The following is a 23,852-nucleotide window of genomic DNA, read 5'->3' as shown; positions in this document are numbered from 1 at the left end:
CATCCGGAAAACTCCGATGGCGGCAACAGCCGCCACCCGGTCTTGATTCTATGGGCGCCGTTTACTCGTCCAGCATTTCCGGCGTCACATTGGCATCCGTGCCCGGGATGCCCAGATCCGAGGCACGTTTGTCCGCCATGGCGAGCAGCCGGCGGATGCGCCCGGCGATGGCGTCCTTCGTCATGGGCGGATCGGCTAGCCGGCCAAGTTCGTCGAGGCTGGCCTGCTTGTGGGCCACCCGGAGTTCACCGGCATACTTGAGGTGGTCCGGGACATCGTCCCCCAGGATCTCCAGGGCCCGGTCCACCCGGGCGCCGGCAGCCACCGCGGCCTGCGCGGAACGGCGGAGGTTGGCGTCGTCAAAATTGGCGAGCCGGTTCGCCGTGGCCCGCACCTCCTTGCGCATCCGCCGCTCCTCCCACACCATGAGCGCGTCGTGGGCGCCCATCCGGGTGAGCAGCGCGGCGATGGTGTCACCGTCGCGGATAACCACGCGGTCCACTCCCCTGACTTCCCGGGCCTTGGCCTGGATCCCCAGCCGGCGCGCCGCGCCAACGAGCGCGAGGGCGGATTCGGGGCCGGGGCAGGTGACCTCCATGGACGACGACCTGCCAGGTTCAGTGAGTGAGCCGTGCGCCAGGAATGCGCCGCGCCACACCGCTTCGGCGTCGGCGGCGGAGCCATTGACGACGACGGACGGCAGCCCGCGCACGGGCCTCCCCCGGCCGTCAAGGAGACCAGTCTGGCGGGCCAGCGCCTCGCCGTCGCGAACGACGCGGACGACGTACCGGCTGCCGCGGCGCAGGCCGCTGCCGGAGACGACGATGATCTCGCTCTGGTGCCCGTAGACCTCGGCGATCGCGGCGCGCAGGCGCCGGGCTGTGGAGGCCAGGTCCACCTCGGCCTCGATGACGATCCGGCCCGAGATGATGTGCAGTCCCCCGGCGAAGCGGAGCATGGCCGAGACCTCGGCCTTGCGGACTGATGACTTCTTGATATCCAGGCGGGAGAGTTCTTCCTTGACTGATGCTGTCAGTGCCATGGCACCTTTCCTAACTGTTCCCGAAAATATCCTGGTAGGCCGTAGCCAGCCGCAAGGGGTCGTGGACCGGACGCCGGCCCGAAGCCCCTACTCTACCCAAGACAACCTCGGCGCCGATCATCCCCGCGGCCCGCTCAAACTCGGCCAGGTCCGAAACCGAGGCCGGGTCCGCGAGCACCACGTCCGCGCTGAACTCCGGCGCGTAGTCGCGCAGGACGTGAAGGTGGTCCGCGGCGGACATGCCGGACGTTTCCTTGGTGTCCATGGCCAGGTTCATGGTGAGGCAGCGCTTGGCCGGGGTGTCGCAGAGCGCCTGCCGCATCTCCGGCAGCAGCAGGTGCGGCAGCACGGAGGTGTACCAGGAGCCGGGGCCCAGCACCACCCAGTCGGCCAGCTCAATCGCGGTCAGGGCCTCAACGCAGGCGGGTGCCTGTTCGGGCAGCAGGCGGACGCTTTCCAGCGAGCCCGCCACGGCGCACCGCGCCTGGCCCGTGATGGTGGTGACCGTGCTGCTGCCGTCGGGGGCGGTCACGCGCACGTCGCCCTCGATGGTCAGCGGAACGGTGGACATGGGCAGGACCTGACCCCGGGCGCCGAGCAGTGCGCCTGCCCATTTGAGGCCGGCCACCGCATCCCCGAGCAGTTCCCACAGGGTGACGATCAGCAGGTTGCCCATGGCGTGCTCATCCAATGAGGCGCCGCCGCGGGCCGACCGGAACCGGTGCTGCATGACGTCCCGCCAAGTGCGTCCCCAATCGGTGTCATCGCACAGGGCCGACAGCGCCATCCGGAGATCACCGGGTGGAAGGACGCCGTACTCCTCGCGGAGACGGCCGGAGGACCCGCCGTCGTCCGCCACGGTAACCACCGCGGTCAGTTCGGAAGTGAGCAGCCGCAGTGCCGAGAGGGAGGCCGAAAGGCCGTGGCCGCCGCCGAGCGCGACGACGGTGGGCCCCTTGGCCTGTTGGGAACCGGTCAGGCCGGCCGGCGGAATCAGGGGCAGCGGGCCGGTAAGGACGCCCATTACTCGCGGCCCAGGTCCCGGTGCGTCGTGGTCACGGTTACGCGCGGATATTGGGCGAGGCGTTTGGAGAGTTCCATGGCAACTGCTACCGAGCGGTGCTTTCCGCCCGTGCATCCGACGGCGATGGTGGCGTAGTGCTTGTTCTCCCGGCGGTAACCCTCCAGGACAGGTTCCAGGGCGAGGACGTAGCGTTCCACGAAGTTCGGCACGCCCTCGGCCCCGAGGACGTACTCGCTGACGTCCTGGTCCAGGCCGGTGTGCGGCCGCAGCGCGGGCACCCAGTGCGGGTTCGGGATGAACCTGACGTCAGCCACGTAGTTGGCGTCCACGGGCAGGCCGTACTTGAAGCCGAAGCTCATGATATTGAGGCGGATCGCGATAGGGCCGGTCTCGGTGAACAGCTCGGTGATCGCGGTGGCGAGCCCGTGCACGTTCAGGGACGACGTGTCCAGGACGAGGTCGGAGGAGTCGCGCAGCTCCTTGAGGAGCTCACGTTCCGCGGCGATGCCGTCCAGGATTCTGCCGCCGCCCTGCAGCGGGTGCGGCCGCCGTCCCTGCTCGAAGCGGCGGACCAGGACGTCGTCGCTGGCATCGAGGAACAGGACCCGGAAGGTGACGCCGCTGGCTTCGAGAGCCCGCAGTGCCGCGCGGATGTCGGCAAACAGCGCCTTGCTGCGCACGTCCATCACCACGGCAAGCTTGGGGATGGACTGCGGGGCGTGCGACACGAGTTCGGCAAGCGTCCCCAGCATCTGCGGCGGCAGGTTCTCGACGACGTACCAGCCGTGATCCTCCAGCGCGTCGGAGGCGGTGCTGCGGCCTGCACCGGACATGCCGGTCACGATGAGCAGTTCCGCTTCGGCGGGCTTGACCGGTGTCAGGCCGTCCTCTTCCGTGCTGGACTCCGCCGTCGACTCTGCCATTGATTCCAGCCTCATTCCTGCTGTTGCTTCCCGCGCCGCAGTTCCTGCGCGGTTGCTGTTTGCGGCACACGCCGATTTCCCGTACTTACCCTAACCAAGTTTCGGGGCGCGGACTAAGTTTCCAGCACTTCCCCGGTGGTCATGTTGATCGCCGGTACGGTGTCATCCGAGCCGCCGCCGGCTCCGCCCGGGCTGAAGTGCGTGACGATGGCCGCGGCCAGCGCCGGCCCAACACCCTTGGCCGCGGTCAGTTCCTCCGCGGAGGCCGCCTTGATCCGCTTGACTGAGCCGAAGTGGGCCAGCAGGGCCTTCCGCTTGGAATCGCCCAGCCCGGGTACGCCGTCGAGGGCTGAGACGGTCATCGCCTTGCCGCGCTTTTGCCGGTGGAACGAGATGGCGAACCGGTGCGCCTCGTCGCGGATGCGCTGGAGCATGTAGAGGCCCTGCGAGGAGCGGGGCAGGATGACGGGAAAGTCGCTGTCCGGCAGCCAGACCTCCTCGAGCCGTTTGGCGAGTCCGACCACGTAGACGTCGTCGATGCCCAGCGCTTCGAGGGCGCGGGCGGCCGCGTTAACCTGGGGCTTGCCGCCGTCCACCACCACCAGGTTGGGCGGGTAGGCGAACTTCGCGCGGGGCGCCGGGGTGGTGGTGTCGGCCAGCGCAGCGTCCTCGGCTGCGCCGTGGGCCGTCCCGTTGGCTTCTGGTACCGCCCCGTTGGCCAGGACCGCCCCGCTAGCACCCGCACTTGCGCCTGCCGGCGTGGCGACCAGTTCGGCGGCTTCAACCTGGGCTGTCTTGTCCACGAGGTAGTGCCGGAAGCGCCGCGTCAGGACGTCGTGCATCGCTGCGGTGTCGTCCGTCGCCGCGGCCCCGGTGATGGAGAACTTGCGGTAGTCGGACTTCTTGGGCAGCCCGTCCTCCATCACCACCATGGAGGCCACCACGTTGGTGCCCTGGACGTGGGAGACGTCGTAGCACTCGATGCGCAGCAGCGGGACGGGGAGCTCCAGTGCCTCCTGGAGTTCCTGCAGCGCCTGCGACCGGACAGTCAGGTCGCCGGCCCGGCGGGTCTTGTGGAGCCGGAGCGCGTGCTCGGCGTTTTCGCGGACCGTGGACATGAGGGCGGCCTTGTCCCCGCGCTGCGGAACGCGGATGTCCACCTTGGCTCCGCGGATGCCCGCCAGCCACACGGCCAGGTCCTGCGCGTTGCTCGGCTCAACAGGCACCAGCACTTCGCGGGGTAGCCTGCCCTGGACCTCGGCGTCCTCGCCGTAGACCTGCTGGAGGAGGTGCTCGACGAGGTCGGGCGTGGTGAAGTCCTCCACCTTTTCGACCACCCAGCCGCGCTGGCCCCGGACCCGTCCGCCCCGGACATGGAACACCTGGACTGCCGCTTCGAGCTCGTCCTCGTGCAGGGCGAAAACGTCGGCGTCGGTGTCTTCGGCGAGCACCACGGCGTTCCGCTCAAAGACCTTCCGGAGGGCGGTGATGTCGTCGCGCAGCCGTGCGGCACGTTCATAGTCAAGGATGGCGACGGCGGCCCCCATCTCCTTTTCGAGCCGGGCGATGAACCGCTTGGCCTCGCCTCCCATGAAGGCGCAGAAGTCCTCGGCCAGGGCCCGGTGTTCGTCGGGGGTGACGCGGCCGACGCACGGTGCCGAGCACTTGTCGATGTAGCCCAGCAGGCAGGGCCGGCCGCTGGCCTGGGCACGCTTCAGCACGCCCGCGCTGCAGCTGCGCACCGGAAAGACTCGCAGCAGGGTGTCCATGGTCTCCCGGATGGCACCGGCCGTGTAGGGCCCGAAGTACCGGGTGCCCTTCCGCCGTTCGCCGCGCATGACCTGCACGCGGGGCAGCTTCTCGCCCATGGTGACGGCGAGGTAGGGGTACGTCTTGTCGTCCCGGAAAACCACGTTGAAGCGCGGCTTGAATTCCTTGATCCAGGTGTATTCCAGCTGCAGGGACTCCAGCTCGCTGCCCACCACGGTCCACTCGACACTGCTGGCGGCGTACACCATGGCGTGCGTCTTGGGCAGCAGCCCGGCCGGGTTGGCGAAGTACGAGTTCAGCCGGGATCGGAGGTTCTTGGCCTTGCCGACGTAGATAACCCGCCCATGGGGATCCCTGAACCTGTAAACACCCGGATTGGTCGGAATCTCACCCGTCTGGGGTCTATAACTCGATGGATCTGCCACGACTCCAGTCTACTGAGCCTAAAGGCCGCGGGTTGCCGCTGCCCATCTTGAAGGAATAATGAGGGAACCGCCGGCTATTCGATGACCTTGCTCTGGTTGTAGCTGGTGGAGCGCTCCTGGCCGCTGAGCTCGGCAATGGCGTCCATGATCCTGTCGGTCACCTGCCGGCGGGCGGGGAGTGAATGGTCCGGCCCGGTCTTGTCGAAGTAGATCGGCTCCCCCACCTTCATGGTGAAGTGCTGGGGCTTGACGGCATTGCGTCCGGCGGGCTGCAGTTTCTCCGTGCCGATGAGTCCAACGGGGATTACCGGCGCACCGGTGGTGAGGGCAAGCCAGCCGACGCCGGTCCGGCCGCGGTACAGGATCCCGTCCCGGGACCTGGTGCCCTCCGGGTAGATCCCGATCCCCCGGCCGTCCTCGAGGATGTCAAGGAGTGTCTTGAGAGCCTGCACGCTGGCGGCCTGTTCGCCGCGCTCGACTGGAATGGAGCCGACCGCCTCGAAGAAGGATTTCATCACGCGGCCCTTGATGCCTTTGGTGGTGAAGTACTCCGCCTTGGCAAAGAAGGCGACGGGACGGGGCATGAGTGCCTGGACAATCACGCTGTCCAGAAAGGAGAGGTGGTTGGGTGCCACGATAAACGGACCGTCCTTCGGGACGTTCTCCAGCCCGATGACGGTTGGCCGGCAGCTCCCGGAGATAAGGGTCCGCGTGGTCCAGCGGACGCCGTCAAACAGCTCCATCGTTGCGCACCTCGCTCAGCGCTACGGCACGGACGTTCTCCAGCTCCTCGACCTTGACGCGGAGGCTGGCGGTGTCGTGCACCACGGCCACAGCGCCCGCCGCCTCCAGTTCGCCGTCGGGCGCGAAACCCCAGCTGACGCCGATGCAGTCGAGTCCGTTGGCCAGCGCCCCGGCCACGTCCTGGGCGCGGTCGCCCACCATCACGGCGTGCTGCGTGCGGAGGTCCGCCAAGGCGGCGGCGATGATGCCGGTCTTGCCGACCGGACCCGCTGCAGCAGCGGTTTCGTCCGCGGCTGACCCCCTGATGGTGAGGAACCGGCCAGCGATCCTGTGGTGTTCAAGCACGATGTTCGCGAGGTTTTCAGGCTTTTGCGTCGCAACCGCTACGGGCCGCCCCGCCGCCACATAGCCGTCCAGCAGGTCGGCGATGCCCGGGTACAAGCGGCTCTGGGAAATGCCGGAGTCCAGGTAATGCGTCCGGTAGGTCCGGATGACTGCCTTGAGCATGGCCGGAGGTACAGCCGCGACGTTCAGCAGGGAGTCGCTCAGCTTGGGGCCCACCATTGCGTCCAGGAGGTCCTGGCTGGGGACAGCAAGGCCATGTTCCGTAAGGGCTGCGGCAATTCCGTCTGTTATCCCGCCGGCCGGATCGACAAGAGTGCCGTCCAGGTCGAAGATCACGGGCACTGTTGTTGAAGTCACCGGCTTAGTTTCTCATGATGGCACGCCTGCTCAAACTCGTATGCCCGTCGAGGAATACTTTGGCCCGCAATGAGGAGGTTTTGTCCATGTATCGCGGCTTCCGAGGTGTTTAGCGCCCAATATCTGCACAAAAACTCCGCATCGCCGGAGGACGACGGCGGCCCGCCAGTTGGTCTGGCGGGCCGCCGCCCGGGTTGGGCGTCGGGGCTTGGCTCGCTAGCTGAGGATTTCAGCCAGGAACTTCGCGGTATGGCTCTCCGAGGACTTGGAGACCTGCTCGGGGGTGCCGGAGGCCACAATCCGGCCGCCGCCGGAGCCGCCGTCAGGGCCCAGGTCCACGATCCAGTCGGCGCTCTTGATGACGTCGAGGTTGTGCTCGATGGTGATGACGGTGTTGCCCTTCTCCACGAGGCCCTGCAGCACCATGAGCAGCTTCCTGATGTCCTCGAAGTGCAGCCCGGTGGTGGGCTCGTCCAGGACATAGACGCTGCGGCCGTTGGACCGCTTCTGGAGTTCGGCCGCCAGCTTGACGCGCTGCGCCTCGCCGCCGGACAGCGTGGTGGCGGGCTGGCCCAGCCGGACATACCCGAGGCCGACGTCCACGAGCGTCTTGAGGTGGCGTGCAATCGGGGAGAAAGCGGCGAAGAACTCGGCTCCCTCCTCGATGGGCATGTTCAGGACGTCGGCGATGGTCTTGCCCTTGTAGTGCACCTCGAGGGTCTCGCGGTTGTATCGCGCACCGTGGCAGACCTCGCAGGGGACGTAGACGTCCGGCAGGAAGTTCATCTCGATCTTGAGTGTGCCGTCACCGGAGCAGGCCTCGCAGCGGCCGCCCTTGACGTTGAAGGAGAACCGGCCGGGCATGTAGCCGCGGACCTTGGCTTCGGTGGTCTCGGCGAAGAGTTTCCGGATGTGGTCGAAAACTCCGGTGTACGTGGCCGGGTTGGAGCGCGGGGTGCGGCCGATGGGGCTCTGGTCCACGTGCACCACCTTGTCCAGGTGCTCGAGGCCCTGGACTGTGCGGTGGCGCCCGGCCACCTGCTTGGCCCCGTTGAGCTTGTTGGCCAGCACCTTGTACAGGATCTCGTTGACCAGGGTGGACTTGCCGGAGCCGCTGACGCCGGTCACGGCGGTGAACAGGCCCAGCGGGAAGGCGGCATCAACGTTGACGAGGTTGTTCTCGCGGGCGCCGACCACCTTCAGCTCGCGCTTCTTGTCGTATTTGCGCCGCTTCTTGGGGACGTCGATGCTCTTCCTGCCGGAGAGGTAGTCCCCGGTAAGGGACTTCGTGTTCTGCAGGAGTTCCTGGTAGGACCCTGAGTGGACCACCTGCCCGCCGTGCTCGCCGGCTCCCGGGCCGATGTCCACGATCCAGTCGGCCTCGTGGATGGTGTCCTCGTCGTGCTCGACCACAATGAGGGTGTTGCCCAGGTCCCGCAGCCGGGTCAGGGTCTCAATCAGGCGCCGGTTGTCCCGCTGGTGCAGCCCGATGGAGGGCTCATCCAGGACGTACAGCACGCCCACGAGGCCGGAGCCGATCTGGGTGGCCAGCCGGATGCGCTGGGCCTCGCCGCCGGAGAGGGTGCCGGAGGGGCGTTCCAGGTTCAGGTATTCCAGGCCCACGTCCAGCAGGAAGGTCAGGCGGGCCTGGATCTCCTTGAGGACCTGGTGGGCGATCTGCGCCTCACGGCCGGTCAGAACGAGGTTGTCCAGGAATGCTGCGCATTCGCGCATGGGCAGCCGTGCGACGTCGGCAATGGACTTGCCGTTGATGAGAACCGAGAGCGACGCCGGGTTCAGCCGGGCGCCGTTGCATGCGGGGCAGGGGATCTGCCGCATGTATTCCTCGTAGCGGTCCCTGGCGTAGTCGGACTCGGTTTCGGTGTGCTTGCGGTGTACGTACTGCACCACACCCTCAAAGCCGGTGCTGTACTTGCGTTCCCGGCCGAACCGGTTGCGGTACTGCACCACAACCTTGTGGTCCTTGCCGTGCAGGACAGTCTGCCGGACGTCGGAGGGAAGGTCCTGCCAGGGCGTGGTCATGGAGAACCCGAGCTCCTTGGCGAGGCCGCCGAGCAGCCGGTTCCAGTACTCGGTGGTGGCGGTGCCCAGGGACCACGGCGCGATGGCTCCCTCCTCCAGCGCGAGCTCCGGATTGGGAATGATCAGGTCCTCGTCGACCTCCAGCCGGGTGCCGATGCCGCTGCAGGCCGAGCAGGCACCGAACGGGTTGTTGAACGAGAAGGACCGGGGTTCGATCTCATCGATGGCCAGGGGGTGCTCGTTGGGGCAGGCCAGGTTTTCCGAGAAGGCACGCGTGCGGTGGGGGTCGTCGGAGTCGACGTCAACGAAGTCGGCCAGGACCCGCCCCTCGGCGAGGCCGAGCGCGGTCTCGATGGAGTCCGTCAGCCGTTGCCGGATGCCGTCCTTGACCACGAGCCGGTCCACCACCACCTCAATGGTGTGCTTGAACTGTTTGCCCAGCTTGGGCGGATCACTCAGCTGGATGAGGTCGCCGTCGACCCGGGCGCGGGAATAGCCCTTCGCCGTCAGTTCCTTGAAGAGGTCGACGAACTCACCCTTGCGCCCCCGCACCACGGGGGCGAGGATCTGGAAACGGGTGCCGTCCTCCAGTTCGAGCAGCTGGTCCACGATTTGTTGCGGCGTCTGCTTGATGACGGGTTCACCGCAGACGGGGCAGTGCGGACGGCCCACGCGAGCCCACAGGAGACGCATGTAGTCGTAGATTTCGGTGATGGTGCCCACGGTGGAGCGTGGATTCTTGCTCGTGGACTTCTGGTCGATCGAAACCGCCGGTGACAGGCCCTCGATGAAGTCGACGTCGGGCTTGTCCACCTGGCCCAGGAACTGCCGGGCGTAGGCGGAGAGCGATTCGACGTAGCGGCGCTGCCCCTCGGCGAAGATGGTGTCGAACGCCAGGGACGACTTTCCGGAGCCGGACAGGCCTGTGAAGACGATCATGGCGTCACGCGGCAGGTCGAGGTCGACGTTGCGGAGGTTGTGCTCGCGGGCGCCCTTGACCACCAGCCGGGACAGGTCCGGGCGCGCCGGTTTGGCGGGACTCAGGGGGACGACGGCGGAGGAGGCAACAGCGGTTTCTTCAGCTACGGCTTTAGGCACCCACTAATGCTAGTCGAAAACTTCTTCGAATATCCACGCGGGTGTGCTGCGCCACGTTCGCTACTCGGCGTCGTAGGCAGCCGCCAGCAGGTGGACCGCCTGGGCGAAAGTAGCGCCTTGCGATTTGGCGGCTGCGGCATATTCGGCTGCCGCCTCGGACAACGCACTCCAACGCTCGTCGCGGGCGCACACCACCGTCCCGTTGCGGCCTTTGGTGGCGACCACGCCCGCAGCTTCCAGTTCCTTGTATGCGCGTGCCACCGTGTGGGGTGCCACGCCGAGGGTTCCGGCGAGGGCCCGCACCGCTGGCAGCCGTGTGCCGGGGGCAAGCTTTCCTTGGTCCGCCTGTTCGATCACGTGCAGCCGCAGCTGCTCAAAAAGGGCAACGGAGCTGCCGGTGTTCGGCTTCCACCGCCCCGGGAATGCATCGCCGGCGGTCACAGGCCGGACTCCCGGTAGCGCTGCTTACCGGCGGCGTGCCTGCCGTGAAGCCGGCGGATGGCGCCAAGTTCGCGGTCCACCCCCCGGAACTGGGCCTCATACAGGTTCCTGTAGTGACCGTCCACGGACAGCAGGCTGCTGTGCGTCCCCTGTTCAACAATGCGTCCGTGATCCATGACGAGAATTAGATCAGCGTCGCGCACGGTGGACAACCTGTGGGCAATGATGAAGCTCGTCTTGCCCTGCCTCAGCCGGTTCATCGCGGTCTTGATCTGCACCTCGGTCCGGGTATCCACGGAGCTTGTTGCCTCATCCAGAATCAGCACGCTGCGGTCGGCGACACGCGCCCGGGCGATGGTGATCAGTTGCCTTTGGCCCTGGCTCAGCGAATCGCCGTCGTCTCCCAGGGCCGTGGCGTAGCCGGCGGGCAGCGACCGCACGAAATGGTCCACGTGGCTGGCCTCGGCCGCCGCCAGAACCTGGGCGTCATCCGCCCCCGGGGAACCGTATTCGATGTTGTCGCGGATGGTGCCGTTGAACAGCCAGACGTCCTGCATGACCACGGCGAAATTGGACCGCAGCGAGTCCACTGGCACCGTGGCGATGTCCGTGCCGTCGATGGTGATTCGGCCTGAATCGAGTTCATAGAAGCGCATCAGGAGGTTCACCACGGTGGTCTTGCCGGCCCCGGTGTGGCCCACGATGGCCACGGTCTGGCCCGGGAGGACAGAGAAGGACAGCCCGCTGACGGCCGGCGACCCTGGGGTGTATGCGAAGCTGACGTCCTCGAAATCGATCCGGCCGCGCAGGGGTTCCTGGCGGGCGGGAACCTCGTCCTCACTGGGGATCTCAGGCTCGTCAAGGAGGGCGAAGACCCGTTCCGCCGAGGCCGCGCAGGACTGCATGAGGGTAAGCATGCCGCCGATCTGGCCCATCGGCTGGGTGAAGAGGCGGCTGAACTGGATGAACGCCTGGATGCCGCCGATCGTCATGGCCCCGGCTGCCACCTGCAGGGCGCCCACGACGGCCACCGCCACGTAGTTGAGGTTGGCCACGAAGACCATGAGCGGCTGCACGGCTCCGGAGACGAATTGGGCCCGCGCGCTGCTGCGGGCCAGCCGGTCGTTGCCGCGACCGAAGATGGCCGACGCCGTGTCCTGCTGCCCAAATGCCTTGATCACCTCGTGACCGGTGATGAATTCCTCGATGTGGGCGTTCAGTTCCCCGGTGGACGCCCACTGGGCGGCGAAATAGGCCTGGGACTGGCGGGCCATGAACACCGTTATCAGTGTGGACAGGGGCACGGACACCAGGGCGATGGCCGCCAGTAGCGGGGAGATCCAGAGCATCATGGCCAGCGACCCGCACAGCATCAGGACGGACATGACCAGCTGCGTGAGCAGCTGGTTGAGCGCCTGCGAGATGTTGTCGACGTCGTTCGTTGCCCGGCTGAGGACATCTCCCCTGGCCTGCTCGTGGAAGTGCGCCGACGGCAGGCGGTGCAGTTTGTCTTCGACCGCGGCGCGAAGGCCGAAAACAAGCCGCTGCACCGTCTGGGCCGTCAGGGCGCCCTGGACCCAGTTGAAGATGGAGGTGCCGACGTACATCAGCGACACCACGGCGAGCAGCGCGGCCAGGCTGCCGGCGTCGAAGGCGCCGTGCATGAAACCGTCCACGATGACGTCGGTGGCGTCGCCGAGGAGCTTTGGAGCCGCTACATTGAGGGCGGCGAAGCCGCAGGTCGCCGCGACGGCCAGGGCCATTTTGCCCTTGAACGGGCGCAGCAAGCCCAGAAGGCGCTTGGCCGCCGGCAGGAAGCTGCCGGTTTTACGTTCGGCGGCGTGCATGCCCTTCATGGCTGCCCGGTTCTCATGACTGCTCATCGAGGGCCAGCTGGGACTCGGCGATCTCCCGGTAGGTGGCTGAGGACTCCAGCAGTTCTGCGTGGGTCCCCTGTGCCACCAGCCGGCCATCCTCGAGCACCAGGATCCGGTCGGCGCCCATGATGGTCGGGATGCGTTCAGCCACGAGGAGCACGGTCGCTGCCGACAGCACGGGTTCCAGCGCCCGGGTGACCGCGGCCTCGGTGGCAAAGTCGAGGGCGGAGAAACTGTCATCAAAGAGGTAGAGGTCCGCGGTGCGGAGCATGGCGCGGGCAATGCAGAGGCGCTGCCGCTGCCCGCCGGAGAGCCCGGCCCCGCCTTGGGCGACGGCGGCATGGAGGCCGTCCGGGAGCAGGCGGACGAAGTCGTCGGCGCGTGCCAGCCGCAGGGCGTTCCACAGGTCGTCCTCAGTGGCCTCCGGCGCGGCCATCCGCAGGTTGCCCGCCACGGTGCCTGAGAAGAGATAGGAGTGCTGGGGGACCACCGAAATCCGTGCCCGGAGCCGTTCGGCAGACAGTTTCCGGATGTCGGCTCCGCCGAACCGTATTTCACCTGACGTGGCGTTCAGGAACCGCGGCAGGAGATTCAGGAGCGTGCTTTTGCCGCTGCCGGTCGGGCCAAGGATGGCAGTGGTAGTGCCCGGCGCGGCAGTAAAGGAGATGTCGGCAAGGACCGGGGACTCCGCTCCCGGATAGGCGAACCAGACGTGGCTGAACTCCACTCCCCCGCCTTCCGGCATTGACGGCTCCTGCGCGGTGGCCTGGGTGGCTGCCGGCCCTGGCGCGGCGGCCCGGGTGCCGGCGGGCTGCCGCGCTGCGGACCGGGTGTCAGCGGTTTTTGGCGGGGCGGGCATCGGCGCGGCGGGGACGGCCAGTGCCGGGGTCACGTCCAGCACGTCCTGGATCCGCTCGGCGCAGACGGCCGCGCGCGGTGCGGTGCTGAACACATACATCGCCATCATGATGGCCAGCAGGATCTGCAGGATGTAGGCAATGAAGGCGGTGAGGGCACCCACCTCCATGCTGCCGCTGTCGATCAGTTGCCCGCCAAACCAGACCACGGCCACCGAGGAGAGGTTCACCACGATCATGATCATCGGAAGCATGCCCGCAACAAGGAGCGCGGACTGAAGGTTGTTACCGGTCAGCCGCCGGTTCGCTTCCGTGAAACGGGCAACCTCATGCTTCTGCCGGACAAAGCCGCGGATGACGTTGGCGCCAATGATCTGCTCGCGGAGGATCCGGGTGATGCCGTCGATGAGGGTCTGGCCCTGCCGGTAGAGCGGGATGAGGCGGCGCACGATCAGGTACATGATGAGCACCAGCACCGGCACGATGACGATGACGACGGAGGACAGGGCCGCATTCTGCTCGACGGCCAGGATGATTCCTCCGATGCCCATGACCGGCGCCGCGGCAAGCATAGTGAACACCAGGACGGCGAAGGTCTGGATTTGCTGGACGTCGTTGGTGGCCCGGGTGACGAGGCTGGGGGTGCCGAACGTCCCGATCTCCTGGGAGGACATCGCCTGGACCTGGGCGAACAGTTCACGTCTGAGGCGGTGCCCGATCTTCATCGCGACGTCTGCCCCGAGGTACCCGGCACCCAGGGCGGCTGCAGCCTGCACAGCGGTGAGGACCAGCATCCAGCCGCCGAGCCCCAGGATCACCCCGGGCTGGTTGGCGAGGATCCCGTCATCGATGATGCTGGCATTGAGAGTGGGCAGCAGTAGGTTTCCTGCCGTCTGCACCACCTGCAGCACTATGATCGCCCAGACGGCGGCCCGGTGCTCGGCGAGGAGGCGGAGCATTAAGCCAATCAGCACCGCGCCTCCTCCATGGCCAGGGCGTACGGGAGCCTGGGCAGGCCCCCAATAGCCGCTTGGCCATTGTAAGCCAGATCACATGGGACGGCGCGGGACATTGCCCGCGCGGCGGGGCGGCTGCCCTAAAGCTTGCGGGCCACCGCGAAGATCCTGCGGAACGGATACACCGTGCCGTGCGGCGTGGCCGGATAGGCCTCGGCCAGTCGGGCGCCGTATTCGGCTTCGAACGCGGCGGCATCGTCTGGCGACAGCGCAGCCAGCACGGGCCGCAGTCCGGCACCGCGCACCCAATCCAGCACCGGGTTTTCGCCCGTGAGCACCTGCTGGTAGGTGGTCTCCCACGCATCTGCCGTACACCCCGCGTCGAGCATGATCTCCAGGTAGCGTGCGGGGTGCGCCACAGCCTCGTCGTGGCGCAACACGCCGGCGAGTTTGCCGGCCCATCCGGGCGAGTCGGCCACGTCCCGCATCAGGGTGTGGGACGGGGAGGAGAAGTTGCCCGGCACCTGGAGGGCGAACCACGCCCCGGGCTTCAATGCCTTGAGCCAGGTGGCAAGGAGTTCCGGGTGCCCGGGGACCCATTGCAGGGCCGCGTTGCTCACCACCACGTCGGTGTCCGCGGACGGCAGCCAGGAAGCGATGTCCCCATGGCTGAACTCCAGTCGCGGCGCTGTCTGCCGGTGCTGCTCCGCCGTGGCCAGCATCTCGGCGGATGAATCCAGTCCAACCACCCGCGCGGAAGGCCAGCGGGCGGCGAGCGTGGCGGTCAGGTTGCCGGGGCCGCAGCCGAGGTCCACCACCTCCCGCGGGGCGTCGGCAAGGATGCGGCCGGTCAGGTCAAAGAACGGACGCTGCCGGTAGTCGCCGAACTGGACGTATTTGGCGGGATCCCACACATGGCCTCCGGTTGTTGCTGACGGTTGTTCGTGGACGGTCTGCCCGGACGGTTGATGGTCCAGACATCGCGAGCCTAGCGCCGGGCCGGGGCGAAATGGTTGAGGGACGCGCTGGCACTAAGCTGGAAGGCAATGAAACTCGTTGAACAGCTCCCCGCCCCGTCCGCACGGATCACCACCGGAACCGGCGCGGACCCGGACACGCTGTACGAGCGCTTCGTGGAGTGGACTGAAAGCCGCGGCCTGCAGCTCTACCCCGCCCAGGACGAGGCGATCATGGAACTGGCCTCGGGCGCCAACGTGATCCTCGCAACGCCCACCGGCTCCGGGAAGTCCCTGGTCGCCATTGCCGCCCATTTCCAGGCGATGGCCCGCGGCGAGCGTAGCTACTACACGGCCCCCATCAAGGCCCTGGTGTCCGAGAAGTTCTTCGCCCTCTGCGAGATTTTCGGGGCGGAGAACGTGGGCATGATCACCGGTGACTCCGGCGTGAACCAGGACGCCCCGATCATCTGCTGCACCGCCGAGATCCTGGCCAACACCGCGCTCCGCGAAGGCGCCGCGGCCGATCTGGGCGCCGTCATCATGGACGAGTTCCATTTTTACTCCGATCCGCAGCGCGGCTGGGCGTGGCAGGTTCCGCTGCTGGAACTTCCGCAGGCACAGTTCCTCCTGATGTCCGCAACGCTGGGCGACGTGAGCCGCTTCGAAGCCGGCATGACCGAACTGACGGGGCGGCCCACCACCACTGTCAGCTCGGCGGAGCGCCCGATTCCGCTGCATTACTACTACCGCGAGACGCCGGTCCATGAAACCCTCGAAGAACTGCTGGGCACCAAGGAAGTGCCGGTCTATGTGGTGCATTTCAGCCAGGCGGAAGCCATTGAGCGCGCGCAGACGCTCATGAGCATCAACGTGTGCACGCGCGAGGAAAAGGACAAAATCGCCGAGCTCATCGCGAACTTCCGCTTCGCGGCGGGCTTCGGCAAGACCTTGAACCGCTTGGTCCGGCACGGCATCGGCGTGCACCACGCGGGCATGCTGCCCAAGTACCGCCGTCTTGTGGAGCAGCTGGCCCAGGCAGGCCTGCTCAAGGTCATCTGCGGCACGGACACGCTGGGCGTGGGGATCAACGTGCCCATCCGCACCGTCGTGCTCACCGCACTGAGCAAGTACGACGGCGTACGCACCCGGCTGCTTAACTCCCGTGAGTTCCACCAGATTGCCGGAAGGGCCGGCCGTGCCGGTTACGATACGGCCGGCACCGTGGTGGTCCAGGCCCCCGAGCACGTGGTGGAGAACGTCAAGGCGATGGCCAAGGCCACCGCCAAGTTCGGTGATGACCAGCGGAAGCTGCGCCAGGTGGTGAAGAAGAAGCCGCCTGAGGGGTTCGTGTCCTGGGGCCAGCCCACGTACAACCGGCTGGTGGACTCCGTCCCCGACCCGCTGAACTCCAGCTTCACCGTGACCCATGCGATGCTCATGAACCTCATGGAGCGTCCGGGCGACCCGTTCCACGCCGCCCGGCGGCTCCTCACCGAGAACCACGAATCCCGCCCTTCCCAGCTGCGGCTCATGAAGAAGGCCCTAGGGATCTACCGGGAGCTGCTCGCGGCCGAGGTTGTGGAGCGCATCCCTGCTGCGGAGCAGGGGGCGGACGGCCGCACGGTGCGCCTGACCGTCCACCTGCAGCCGAATTTTGCCCTGAACCAGCCGCTGTCCCCGTTTGCCCTGGCCGCGCTGGACCTGCTGGACCCGGAATCGCCGTCATACGCCGTCGACGTGGTCTCCGTGATTGAAGCCACGCTGGAGAAGCCGCGGCAGATCCTCTCTGCGCAGCAGAAGAAGGCACGCGGCGAGGCCGTGGCCGCCATGAAGGCAGACGGCATTGAGTATGAGCAGCGGATGGCCATGCTCGACGACGTCACCTATCCCCAGCCGCTCGCGGAAATCCTGGGCGAGGCCTTCGAGGTGTACCGGAAGGCAGCGCCGTGGGTGGGCGACTTCGAGCTGGCCCCCAAGTCGGTCATCCGGGACATGTACGAGCGCGCGATGAACTTCGGCGAGTTCGTGCAGTTCTACGGCCTTGCCCGCTCCGAAGGCATCGTGCTGCGGTACCTGGCGGACGGCTTCAAGGCGCTCCGGCAGACTGTGCCGCAGGATGCGCTGCGTGAAGACCTCGAGGACCTGATCGCCTGGCTTGGTGAGCTGGTGCGGCAGGTGGACTCCAGTCTGCTGGACGAATGGGAGGAACTGACCTCCGGCGCCGCGCCGACCCCGCACGACGCCCCGCCTCCCCCGCCGCCGTCCCTCACATCCAACATCCGGGCCTTCCGGGTTATGGTCCGCAACGAGATGTTCCGGCGCGTCGAGCTTTTTGCCGACGAGGACGCGACTGCCCTGGGCGATCTCGACGGCGACGCCGGCTGGGATGCGGACCGCTGGGAAGACGTCCTGGACGACTACTTCGACGAACACGAGGACATCGGCACCGGCCCGGACGCGCGCGGTCCGGGGCTGCTCATCATCACGGAGGAGCCCGGCGTCTGGAAGGTCCGTCAGATTTTCGACGACCCCGCCGGGAACCACGACTGGGGAATCTCCGCCGAGGTGGACCTGGCCGCCTCGGACGAGACCGGCACTGCGGTGGTGCGGGTGACCGGAGTCAACAGGCTCTGAGCGGCGGGCCGGACCGAACGGACGAACGGCAGCTGCTAGCCGGCTTGGGCTTCTTCTTCCTGTGGTAGCAGATGCCCATTGGCCTCCAAGGCTTCAGCTCCGGCCGATTGGGCCGCTTCAACCGCACCGCCGAGAATCCTGGCAGTAAGGTCGGCCACCGCCTCCATGTAGCTTCCCGGTTTGGGGTTTTCTGCATAGTCCTCGAGCCATGTCATGGCGACGCGCCCGACGAACTCCATTGTGCTTGCTTCACCGGACATTGCGATCTCCTGAGGCTGCGGTTGTCTGACTCATCCAGAGTATGTCGCGAGCCTGTGCAATGCTTGGGAGGAGGCAGAGCGTCACCCAACAATCTGGGGGACCCGCCGGCGACGCTGTCGCGGCCCGGCTCCCTGGACCGACTTCCGGGCAACTTCCGGGGCGGCCTTTCGCGGGGCGTACTTCAGGAGGTTGGTAACTGTCCTGGCCTCATCGGACGAGAACCGGTTCCCGGTTTCAGGATCAACCCACGGTTTCGGGTCCGAACTGCCGTCCAGTTCCAGGACGGGCAGGGGCGCGGTGGGCGGTCCGCCGTCTTTGGTCACGAACAGATCCGGGTGTGCGGCAGGATCGTAGTACACACGACGCCGGGGTTCGCGGGTAAGTTCATAGGGGCTGTGGCACGTGTACCCGGCCCAGTGAACGACTTGTGGTTCCCGTTCTGATTCCTGGCGACCCTGGGCGCGCGGACGATCACCCTGAGTGAAGTCGGACGCTGGCCGTGAAACCGACTTTTCGTAGGCCACCCACTGCCCGTCGATCTGAAGGTAAATCAGATCGTGGGCGCCGCCCGGGAAGTATACCGTCACACCCGTGTCTGAAGGTGCCAACGGTGCACTTAGATCTTGACTTGGCACAGCGTTCCCAGTCCCTATTTCATCCATCTGACTGAGCCTCATCATGACGGTTACCTAAAGCATTTCGGTGGCGATGTTGAGCATGCGGCGCAGCGGCTCGGCGGCGCCCCAGAGGAGCTGGTCGCCCACGGTGAAGGCGCTGATGTACTGCGGGCCCATCTCGAGCTTGCGGATACGGCCCACCGGGATGTTCAGGGTGCCGGAGGCAGCCACCGGGGTGAGGTGGGCCATCGACGCTTCCTTGGTGTTGGGCACAACCTTGGCCCATTCGTTGTCCTCATCGAGCAGCTTCTCGATTTCGGCAACGGAGAGGTCCTCGCGCAGCTTGAGCGTGAGCGCCTGGGAGTGCGAACGCATGGCGCCGATCCGGACGCAGAGGCCGTCCATGATGATGTGGTTCTCCTCGGAGGTGCCGAGGATCTTGTTGGTCTCGACACCGGCCTTCCATTCTTCCTTGGACTGGCCGTTACCGAGATCGGCGTCGATCCACGGGATGAGGGAGCCGGCCAGCGGCACACCGAACTGGGTTGCATCAATGCCAGTGCGCTGGTGGGCCAGCACCTTGCGGTCGATGTCCAGAATGGCCGACGCGGGGTCACTCAGTTCCGTGCTGACCTCGGCGTGGAGGGTCCCGAACTGGCTGAGCAGTTCGCGCATGTGACGGGCACCGCCGCCGGAGGCGGCCTGGTAGGTCATGGACGTGCCCCACTCGACGAGGCCGTTCTTGAAGAGCCCGCCGAGGCCCATGAGCATGCACGAGACGGTACAGTTGCCGCCGATGAAGTCCTTGACGCCGTTGGCCAGTCCCTTGTCGATGACGTCGCGGTTGATGGGGTCAAGGACGATGATGGAGTCATCGTTCATGCGCAGGGTGGAGGCGGCGTCGATCCAGAGGCCGTCCCAGCCCCGGCTGCGCAGCTCGCCGTGGACCTGCTTGGTGTAGTCCCCGCCCTGGGCGGTGACAATAATCGGCAGCTTCGCCAATGTCTCGACATCGAACGCGTCCTCGAGCTTGCCGGCCCCGTCAGCGAAAGTCGGGGCGGCACCTCCCGCGTTTGAGGTGGAGAAAAATACCGGGTTGATGCTGGCGAAGTCGCCCTCGTCCTGCATGCGCTGCATCAGGACGGAGCCGACCATGCCGCGCCATCCGACCAGGCCGACGGAGGGGGTAGCTGCTGTAGTCATCTAGCGCGCCTTAGAACATGACCCCGTGGAGAAGCAATCCGGTGGACTCCCGCTGGAAGGGACCTTGCGGTGTGGACTCGTGCGTACCCGACGGCCCTGTGCCGGGGCCCCCACCCAGCGGCGGGAGGCCGAGGCGTTTCGGGTGTCCGGCGCGATATGGGTCGGGCTGGATTTCCGGCGAACAGCGTGTCTTCGGGGACCTCGGTGCCCTTCATCAGAAAAGCGTCAGCCCCAACCGTCGAGCCGTCGCGCATCGTCACGCCGTAGTGGACGAAGGCTGACACGCCGAGAGTGCAGCGGTTACCCAGAACGATGTAGCCGGACTTGAAGGTTCCATCTTCCAATGAATGGCCTTGGATGATTGTTCCCTCATTGAACGCGCAGTCATCGCCGACCGTTACGAGTGTGTGCTCCGGTATTCCCAGGCCGGCATCATAAAGCCGCCTGCCGACTTTAACGCCGAGCAGTCTCCAGATCAAAGGCTTGAACGGGGTCCCGTTAAAGGGTGCGCCTGACATCAGCTTCCAGAGCCGTTCATGGTGCCAGAAATAAGGGTCGTAGATGGAGCAGTACTGCGGCTTCAGGCGCCTAAAGCCCAGGACCGCTCGCTCCGCCAGCACGGTAACCAGTATGCCGAATACCAGTGTAGCCAGCGTCGAGAGGGCAATAGCCGCGACACCGAGGAAACCGTACTGCGCCACGGCCACAGAGCCCCAGAGGGACGCAATGAAGAATAGGAACCAGTTCAGGGTTAGGAACAACACCATAGTGATGATGTTGTGGCGGTTTTTCGCTGGCAGGAGCCGTTTTTTCGCCTCGTCGGTCTTGAGTTCATCAAACTCAGCATCACGCTGGACGGAGCGCGGAATCTCGAATGGCGGCGAGCCCAGCAAGCCCACATCAGTCCGGACCGGGCCCTCGATCGGGACCATCACCTTGGTGGCTAGGAGGCAGTTCTCTCCCACCCTGGCTCCGATCGGAAAGGTGATGTCATTTCCGAGGAAGTTACGGCCCGCTATCCTCACCCGGGAGAGCCGGAAGGAGGTACTCGAGAAGTCCGCGTTCATCAGGTTGAGTCCGTCTGACACCATCGTTCCGGTGCCTACTGTGCTCAAGAAAGGGGATTCGTGGGCCACCGCGGGACCAAAATTCGATCCAGTCTGCTCGACCTTGCACAGGTTGTAACCAAGGGCACGCAGGTAATGGACAATGTACGAGCTGTCGCCGAAAAGCGTTTTGTAGACTCCTGCATTGGAAATCCGGGCGATCAGCCGCTGGATGGAGAAATGCACTCCGTAGAGCGGGTAGACCTTATCTGGCTTGAGGAAACAATTGAGCAGACGCGGAACGCTGAGGATGAAGAGTAGCCCGCCAATGAGTCCGGAGATGTACAAGACCAGAGTGGCGGCCATGATGTGCAGGTAGAAGTAAGACTGGCCCAGATTCAGGTGCCCGGTGGACAGATAGGAGGGCAGCAGGCCTGTGAGTGCAAGGAGGCCGACAGGAAGAACGAGGAAGAAGCGGGCGAAAAGCTGAAACAGGCTGAAGATGACCCTCCGGCGGGTTGTGCAGCTCGCCGGCGGGACCCGCCGATAGTTTGCGCTGGCAGGTACAGCTGGGGAACCGTGCCAGACCTGTCCGTCGGGTACAGCTTGGGAGGCGTGAAGCGAGGAAGCGTGCCCCAGTTGGGTGTCGTTCCCCATGGAGGCCCCAATGTCCAGTGTCGTCTTCTCAGAGATCAGGACATTATTCCCCAGCGTCACGGGGCCTGTCTCGATCACACCGGGCTGGGCCCGGTAGCAGAGGAAGGTGGCGTCCTTGTGGATCACCGTATCGTCGCCGACGGTGAGCAGGTCTGGGCAAGCCGGTACCGTTCGGGAAAAGATCACCGCGCCCTTCCCGATTTTGGCGCCAAGAAGCCGCAGATAAAGGACATAGAGCGGTGAGCCGGCGAACATCACTAGGGGGTTGGCACGCGTCAGTGTCTTCACTATCCAGAAGCGGATGTAATCCAGGCTCCAGAGCCTGATCTGCCGCGATTTCCACCTGCCGACGAGGATCCACTTGAGCAGGACCGGAGTAAGCGACAGCACCACGAACACGGCGCCACCAAAACCGACCGAACGCCACCAGGTCTCAATTACACCGTTTGCCCCTGACATCCAGGTAAATCCGACCACTAGCAGCCAGGCTGCATACATTGTGTAGCCGAGGAAGAATGCCAATTGGATGACACCGCACATGGCGTACTTGAAGGTGCTGGGAAGTGTCACGGCGGCATCCGCCACGAGATGGCGCCGGGGCGCTGTCGGTTGAGCAGCTGCTTCAGGTTGCGTTGCCGTGAGCACAGCGGCCAGCTGCCCCACAGTGGGATGCTGATAAATGTCTTGCATCGCTGCCGGTGGCAGGTCCGTTTCCTGTCTGACACGTGCACAAAAATGCGCCATGAGTAATGAGTTGGCGCCCAGGTCGTTAAAAAAGTGCGCGTCTGTGGAGATGCGGTCAACCTTCAGTATGGCCCCAAGGTGCTCGGCCAACGCCGTTTCCACCGGTGTTGCCGGGGCAGTGTAAGTTCCTGTGCCGGCCAAGCTGATTCTGCTGGACGGGCGCGGCAGCCGCTTTCGGTCCGTCTTGCCGCTGGGCATCACGGGGAGAGACTCGAGCTGCTCAAAGTAGGAAGGGACCATGTAGCCGGGAAGCCGGGTGCGTAGCATCCGGTAAATTTCATGGGCCTCAATGCTCTCGGTATCGTGGCGAAGCGTGTAGTAGGCCGCGAGTTCCACCTGCCCCGGCTCCGGCTCGAAGGTATGAACCACGCCCTGGGCGATTCCTGGGTACTGTAAAAGGAAAGACTCTATCTCCGCGAGTTCGATGCGGTATCCGCGGATTTTGACTTGGGTGTCGATGCGTCCCAGGTACTCGATTTCCCCGTCCTTGTTTATCCTTCCCAGATCGCCCGTGCGGTAGATTCTCCCCGACGGGTTGTTGCTGATCTCTAGGAAGTCGGGAACAAACGCCTTCTCCGTCAGGTCCGGGCGATTCACGTAGCCCCGCGCAAGGCCCACTCCAGCCAGCCCTATTTCCCCGGCTTCCCCCAGTGGAAGTGCACGGCTGTCGGCGGGATCCAGGATTACAGCCGTATAGGTTGGCAGCGGGACCCCCAGCGAGACAGGGCCGTCCGGGTCCACGAGGGCCCACGTGGCCGTCACGGTCGCTTCTGTGGGTCCGTAGACATTGAGGAAACGGCGTCCGGGAACGTGCCAGCGCGTCACCAGATCCCTGGGACACGCTTCACCGGAGACGAGCAGGAAACGCAGCTCGGGCAGATCTTCATCAATAGTTGCGAGCAAAGTCGGCACGCAGCACAGGGCGCTGATTCGTTTCGCGACCAGGTAGGAAGCAAGGTCAGCGCCGAGAAGGGTGGAACCTGCGGGCTTTGGAACCAGCGTGGCTCCGGCCAGCCAGGAAACCCAGATTTCTTCAACGGAGAAGTCGAACGCAATGGTCATCCCCTGGTAAACGCGGTCGGTGGGCTCGATCCCATAGAGGGCGGAGGCGACGCGTACAAAGTTGCAGATGCTTGCGTGCTCTACCGCCACGCCCTTTGGCCTGCCCGTAGATCCGGACGTGTAAATGATGTAGGCGAGTTCATCCGCCGTCCCGCCCTCCAAGGGTTCTTCAATGCGGGACGGATCCTGGGCGTCCACCTGCGCGCTGACGTCGTCCAGGCAAATCGTCAGCGCGGCAACTTCAGGGAGCAGATCCTTGAGATGTGACAGCGAGAGGACAGTGGTCACATCGGAGTCTTCGACGATGTACTTGAGCCGGTCTGGGGGGAAGCCCGGATCCAGCGGAACATATGCGGACCGTATCTTGAGCACACCCAGCATTGCGACGTAGGCGTACGACGGCTGATCGAACAGCAATGCGATGCGGTCCCCCGGCCGCGCTCCGGCGGCGAGGAGATAGCGTGCTAACTGGTTGGCCCGCCGATCCAGCTCCTCGTACGTAAGGACAGTATCTTCTGCGTCCACGGCGAGTTGATCGGCGCGGCCCTGGTCTGTATAGGCGTCACAGCGCGCCTCAAACAGCTGGTTCAGCCGTTCCCCTCTGCTCCACCTTGCCACGTGATCAGGAAAGGCGGATGTCAAGACCGGCCCGGCCCCATTCCGCCCCGTTGTCAGGATGCCCCGCAGCTCCGCGGGGCGGATATCGCCACGGCTCTGCATCTTCACGCTTTTGGTCATTTTGCTGGTTCCTTCATTGGACTTGACAT

16 protein-coding genes are annotated in these 23,852 nt (G+C 65.6%); 1 reads left to right on the top strand and 15 read right to left on the bottom strand.

Features of this window, described 5'->3' with window-relative positions; translation table 11 throughout:
- Positions 1-61: 61 nt before the first annotated feature.
- From whiA to AC5RWD_RS09115, 11 genes are all read right to left on the bottom strand, one after another.
- Complete coding sequence (whiA, locus tag AC5RWD_RS09165) at positions 62-1,042, bottom strand: DNA-binding protein WhiA (RefSeq protein ID WP_003805560.1); 981 nt, start codon at positions 1,040-1,042, stop codon at positions 62-64.
- Between the two features lie 10 nt (positions 1,043-1,052).
- Positions 1,053-2,066: a gluconeogenesis factor YvcK family protein gene (locus tag AC5RWD_RS09160; RefSeq protein WP_377950947.1), complete on the bottom strand. Its 1,014-nt coding sequence runs from the start codon at positions 2,064-2,066 to the stop codon at positions 1,053-1,055.
- Positions 2,066-2,989, bottom strand: coding sequence for an RNase adapter RapZ (gene rapZ / locus AC5RWD_RS09155; RefSeq protein ID WP_236803292.1), 924 nt, complete (start codon positions 2,987-2,989; stop codon positions 2,066-2,068). The genes AC5RWD_RS09160 and rapZ overlap by 1 nt, the downstream gene beginning before the upstream one ends.
- Before the next feature lie 113 nt (positions 2,990-3,102).
- Complete coding sequence (gene uvrC / locus AC5RWD_RS09150) at positions 3,103-5,184, bottom strand: excinuclease ABC subunit UvrC (RefSeq protein ID WP_494019709.1); 2,082 nt, start codon at positions 5,182-5,184, stop codon at positions 3,103-3,105.
- 74 nt (positions 5,185-5,258) lie between these two features.
- A complete protein-coding gene (locus AC5RWD_RS09145) occupies positions 5,259-5,927 on the bottom strand; it encodes a lysophospholipid acyltransferase family protein (protein WP_003805555.1) in 669 nt (222 codons plus the stop codon).
- Entirely contained in the window at positions 5,914-6,630 is a 717-nt protein-coding gene (locus AC5RWD_RS09140) for an HAD hydrolase-like protein (RefSeq protein WP_494019708.1), read from the bottom strand. Before AC5RWD_RS09140 ends, AC5RWD_RS09145 begins: the two co-directional genes overlap by 14 nt.
- Before the next feature lie 216 nt (positions 6,631-6,846).
- Positions 6,847-9,771 (bottom strand): excinuclease ABC subunit UvrA, encoded by a 2,925-nt coding sequence (gene uvrA, locus AC5RWD_RS09135; protein ID WP_494019707.1) that lies wholly within the window; start codon positions 9,769-9,771, stop codon positions 6,847-6,849.
- A gap of 60 nt (positions 9,772-9,831) precedes the next feature.
- The gene (locus tag AC5RWD_RS09130; protein WP_494019706.1) at positions 9,832-10,212 is read right to left on the bottom strand and encodes a GntR family transcriptional regulator; all 381 of its coding nucleotides are present in this window, start codon (positions 10,210-10,212) and stop codon (positions 9,832-9,834) included.
- A complete protein-coding gene (locus AC5RWD_RS09125; RefSeq protein ID WP_494019765.1) occupies positions 10,209-12,068 on the bottom strand; it encodes an ABC transporter ATP-binding protein in 1,860 nt (619 codons plus the stop codon). The genes AC5RWD_RS09130 and AC5RWD_RS09125 overlap by 4 nt, the downstream gene beginning before the upstream one ends.
- A 13-nt stretch (positions 12,069-12,081) precedes the next feature.
- Positions 12,082-13,920: an ABC transporter ATP-binding protein gene (locus AC5RWD_RS09120; RefSeq protein WP_494019705.1), complete on the bottom strand. Its 1,839-nt coding sequence runs from the start codon at positions 13,918-13,920 to the stop codon at positions 12,082-12,084.
- A gap of 122 nt (positions 13,921-14,042) precedes the next feature.
- On the bottom strand, positions 14,043-14,816 hold the full coding sequence (locus AC5RWD_RS09115) for a trans-aconitate 2-methyltransferase (protein WP_494019704.1): 774 nt from the start codon (positions 14,814-14,816) through the stop codon (positions 14,043-14,045).
- A 132-nt stretch (positions 14,817-14,948) separates the two neighbouring features.
- Between AC5RWD_RS09115 and AC5RWD_RS09110 the strand changes: the two genes are divergently transcribed.
- Positions 14,949-17,495 carry a DEAD/DEAH box helicase gene (locus tag AC5RWD_RS09110; protein WP_494019703.1) on the top strand — a complete coding sequence of 849 codons (2,547 nt, stop codon included), beginning with the start codon at positions 14,949-14,951 and terminating at the stop codon, positions 17,493-17,495.
- Positions 17,496-17,530: 35 nt separating this feature from the next.
- On the opposite strand, the gene AC5RWD_RS09105 is transcribed toward AC5RWD_RS09110, so the two are convergent.
- The 4 genes from AC5RWD_RS09105 to AC5RWD_RS09090 all read right to left on the bottom strand — a co-directional run bounded on the left by AC5RWD_RS09105 (position 17,531) and on the right by AC5RWD_RS09090 (position 23,823).
- Positions 17,531-17,755: a hypothetical protein gene (locus tag AC5RWD_RS09105; RefSeq protein WP_494019702.1), complete on the bottom strand. Its 225-nt coding sequence runs from the start codon at positions 17,753-17,755 to the stop codon at positions 17,531-17,533.
- Positions 17,756-17,836: 81 nt separating this feature from the next.
- A complete protein-coding gene (locus AC5RWD_RS09100; RefSeq protein ID WP_494019701.1) occupies positions 17,837-18,343 on the bottom strand; it encodes a hypothetical protein in 507 nt (168 codons plus the stop codon).
- Between the two features lie 102 nt (positions 18,344-18,445).
- Entirely contained in the window at positions 18,446-19,576 is a 1,131-nt protein-coding gene (gene asd / locus AC5RWD_RS09095) for an aspartate-semialdehyde dehydrogenase (RefSeq protein ID WP_494019700.1), read from the bottom strand.
- A complete protein-coding gene (locus AC5RWD_RS09090) occupies positions 19,573-23,823 on the bottom strand; it encodes a Pls/PosA family non-ribosomal peptide synthetase (RefSeq protein ID WP_494019699.1) in 4,251 nt (1,416 codons plus the stop codon). The genes asd and AC5RWD_RS09090 overlap by 4 nt, the downstream gene beginning before the upstream one ends.
- Positions 23,824-23,852 lie beyond the last annotated feature (29 nt).

This window comes from Arthrobacter sp. CMU6 (assembly GCF_059090205.1).
This window is presented reverse-complemented; position numbering and strand designations above follow the sequence as displayed.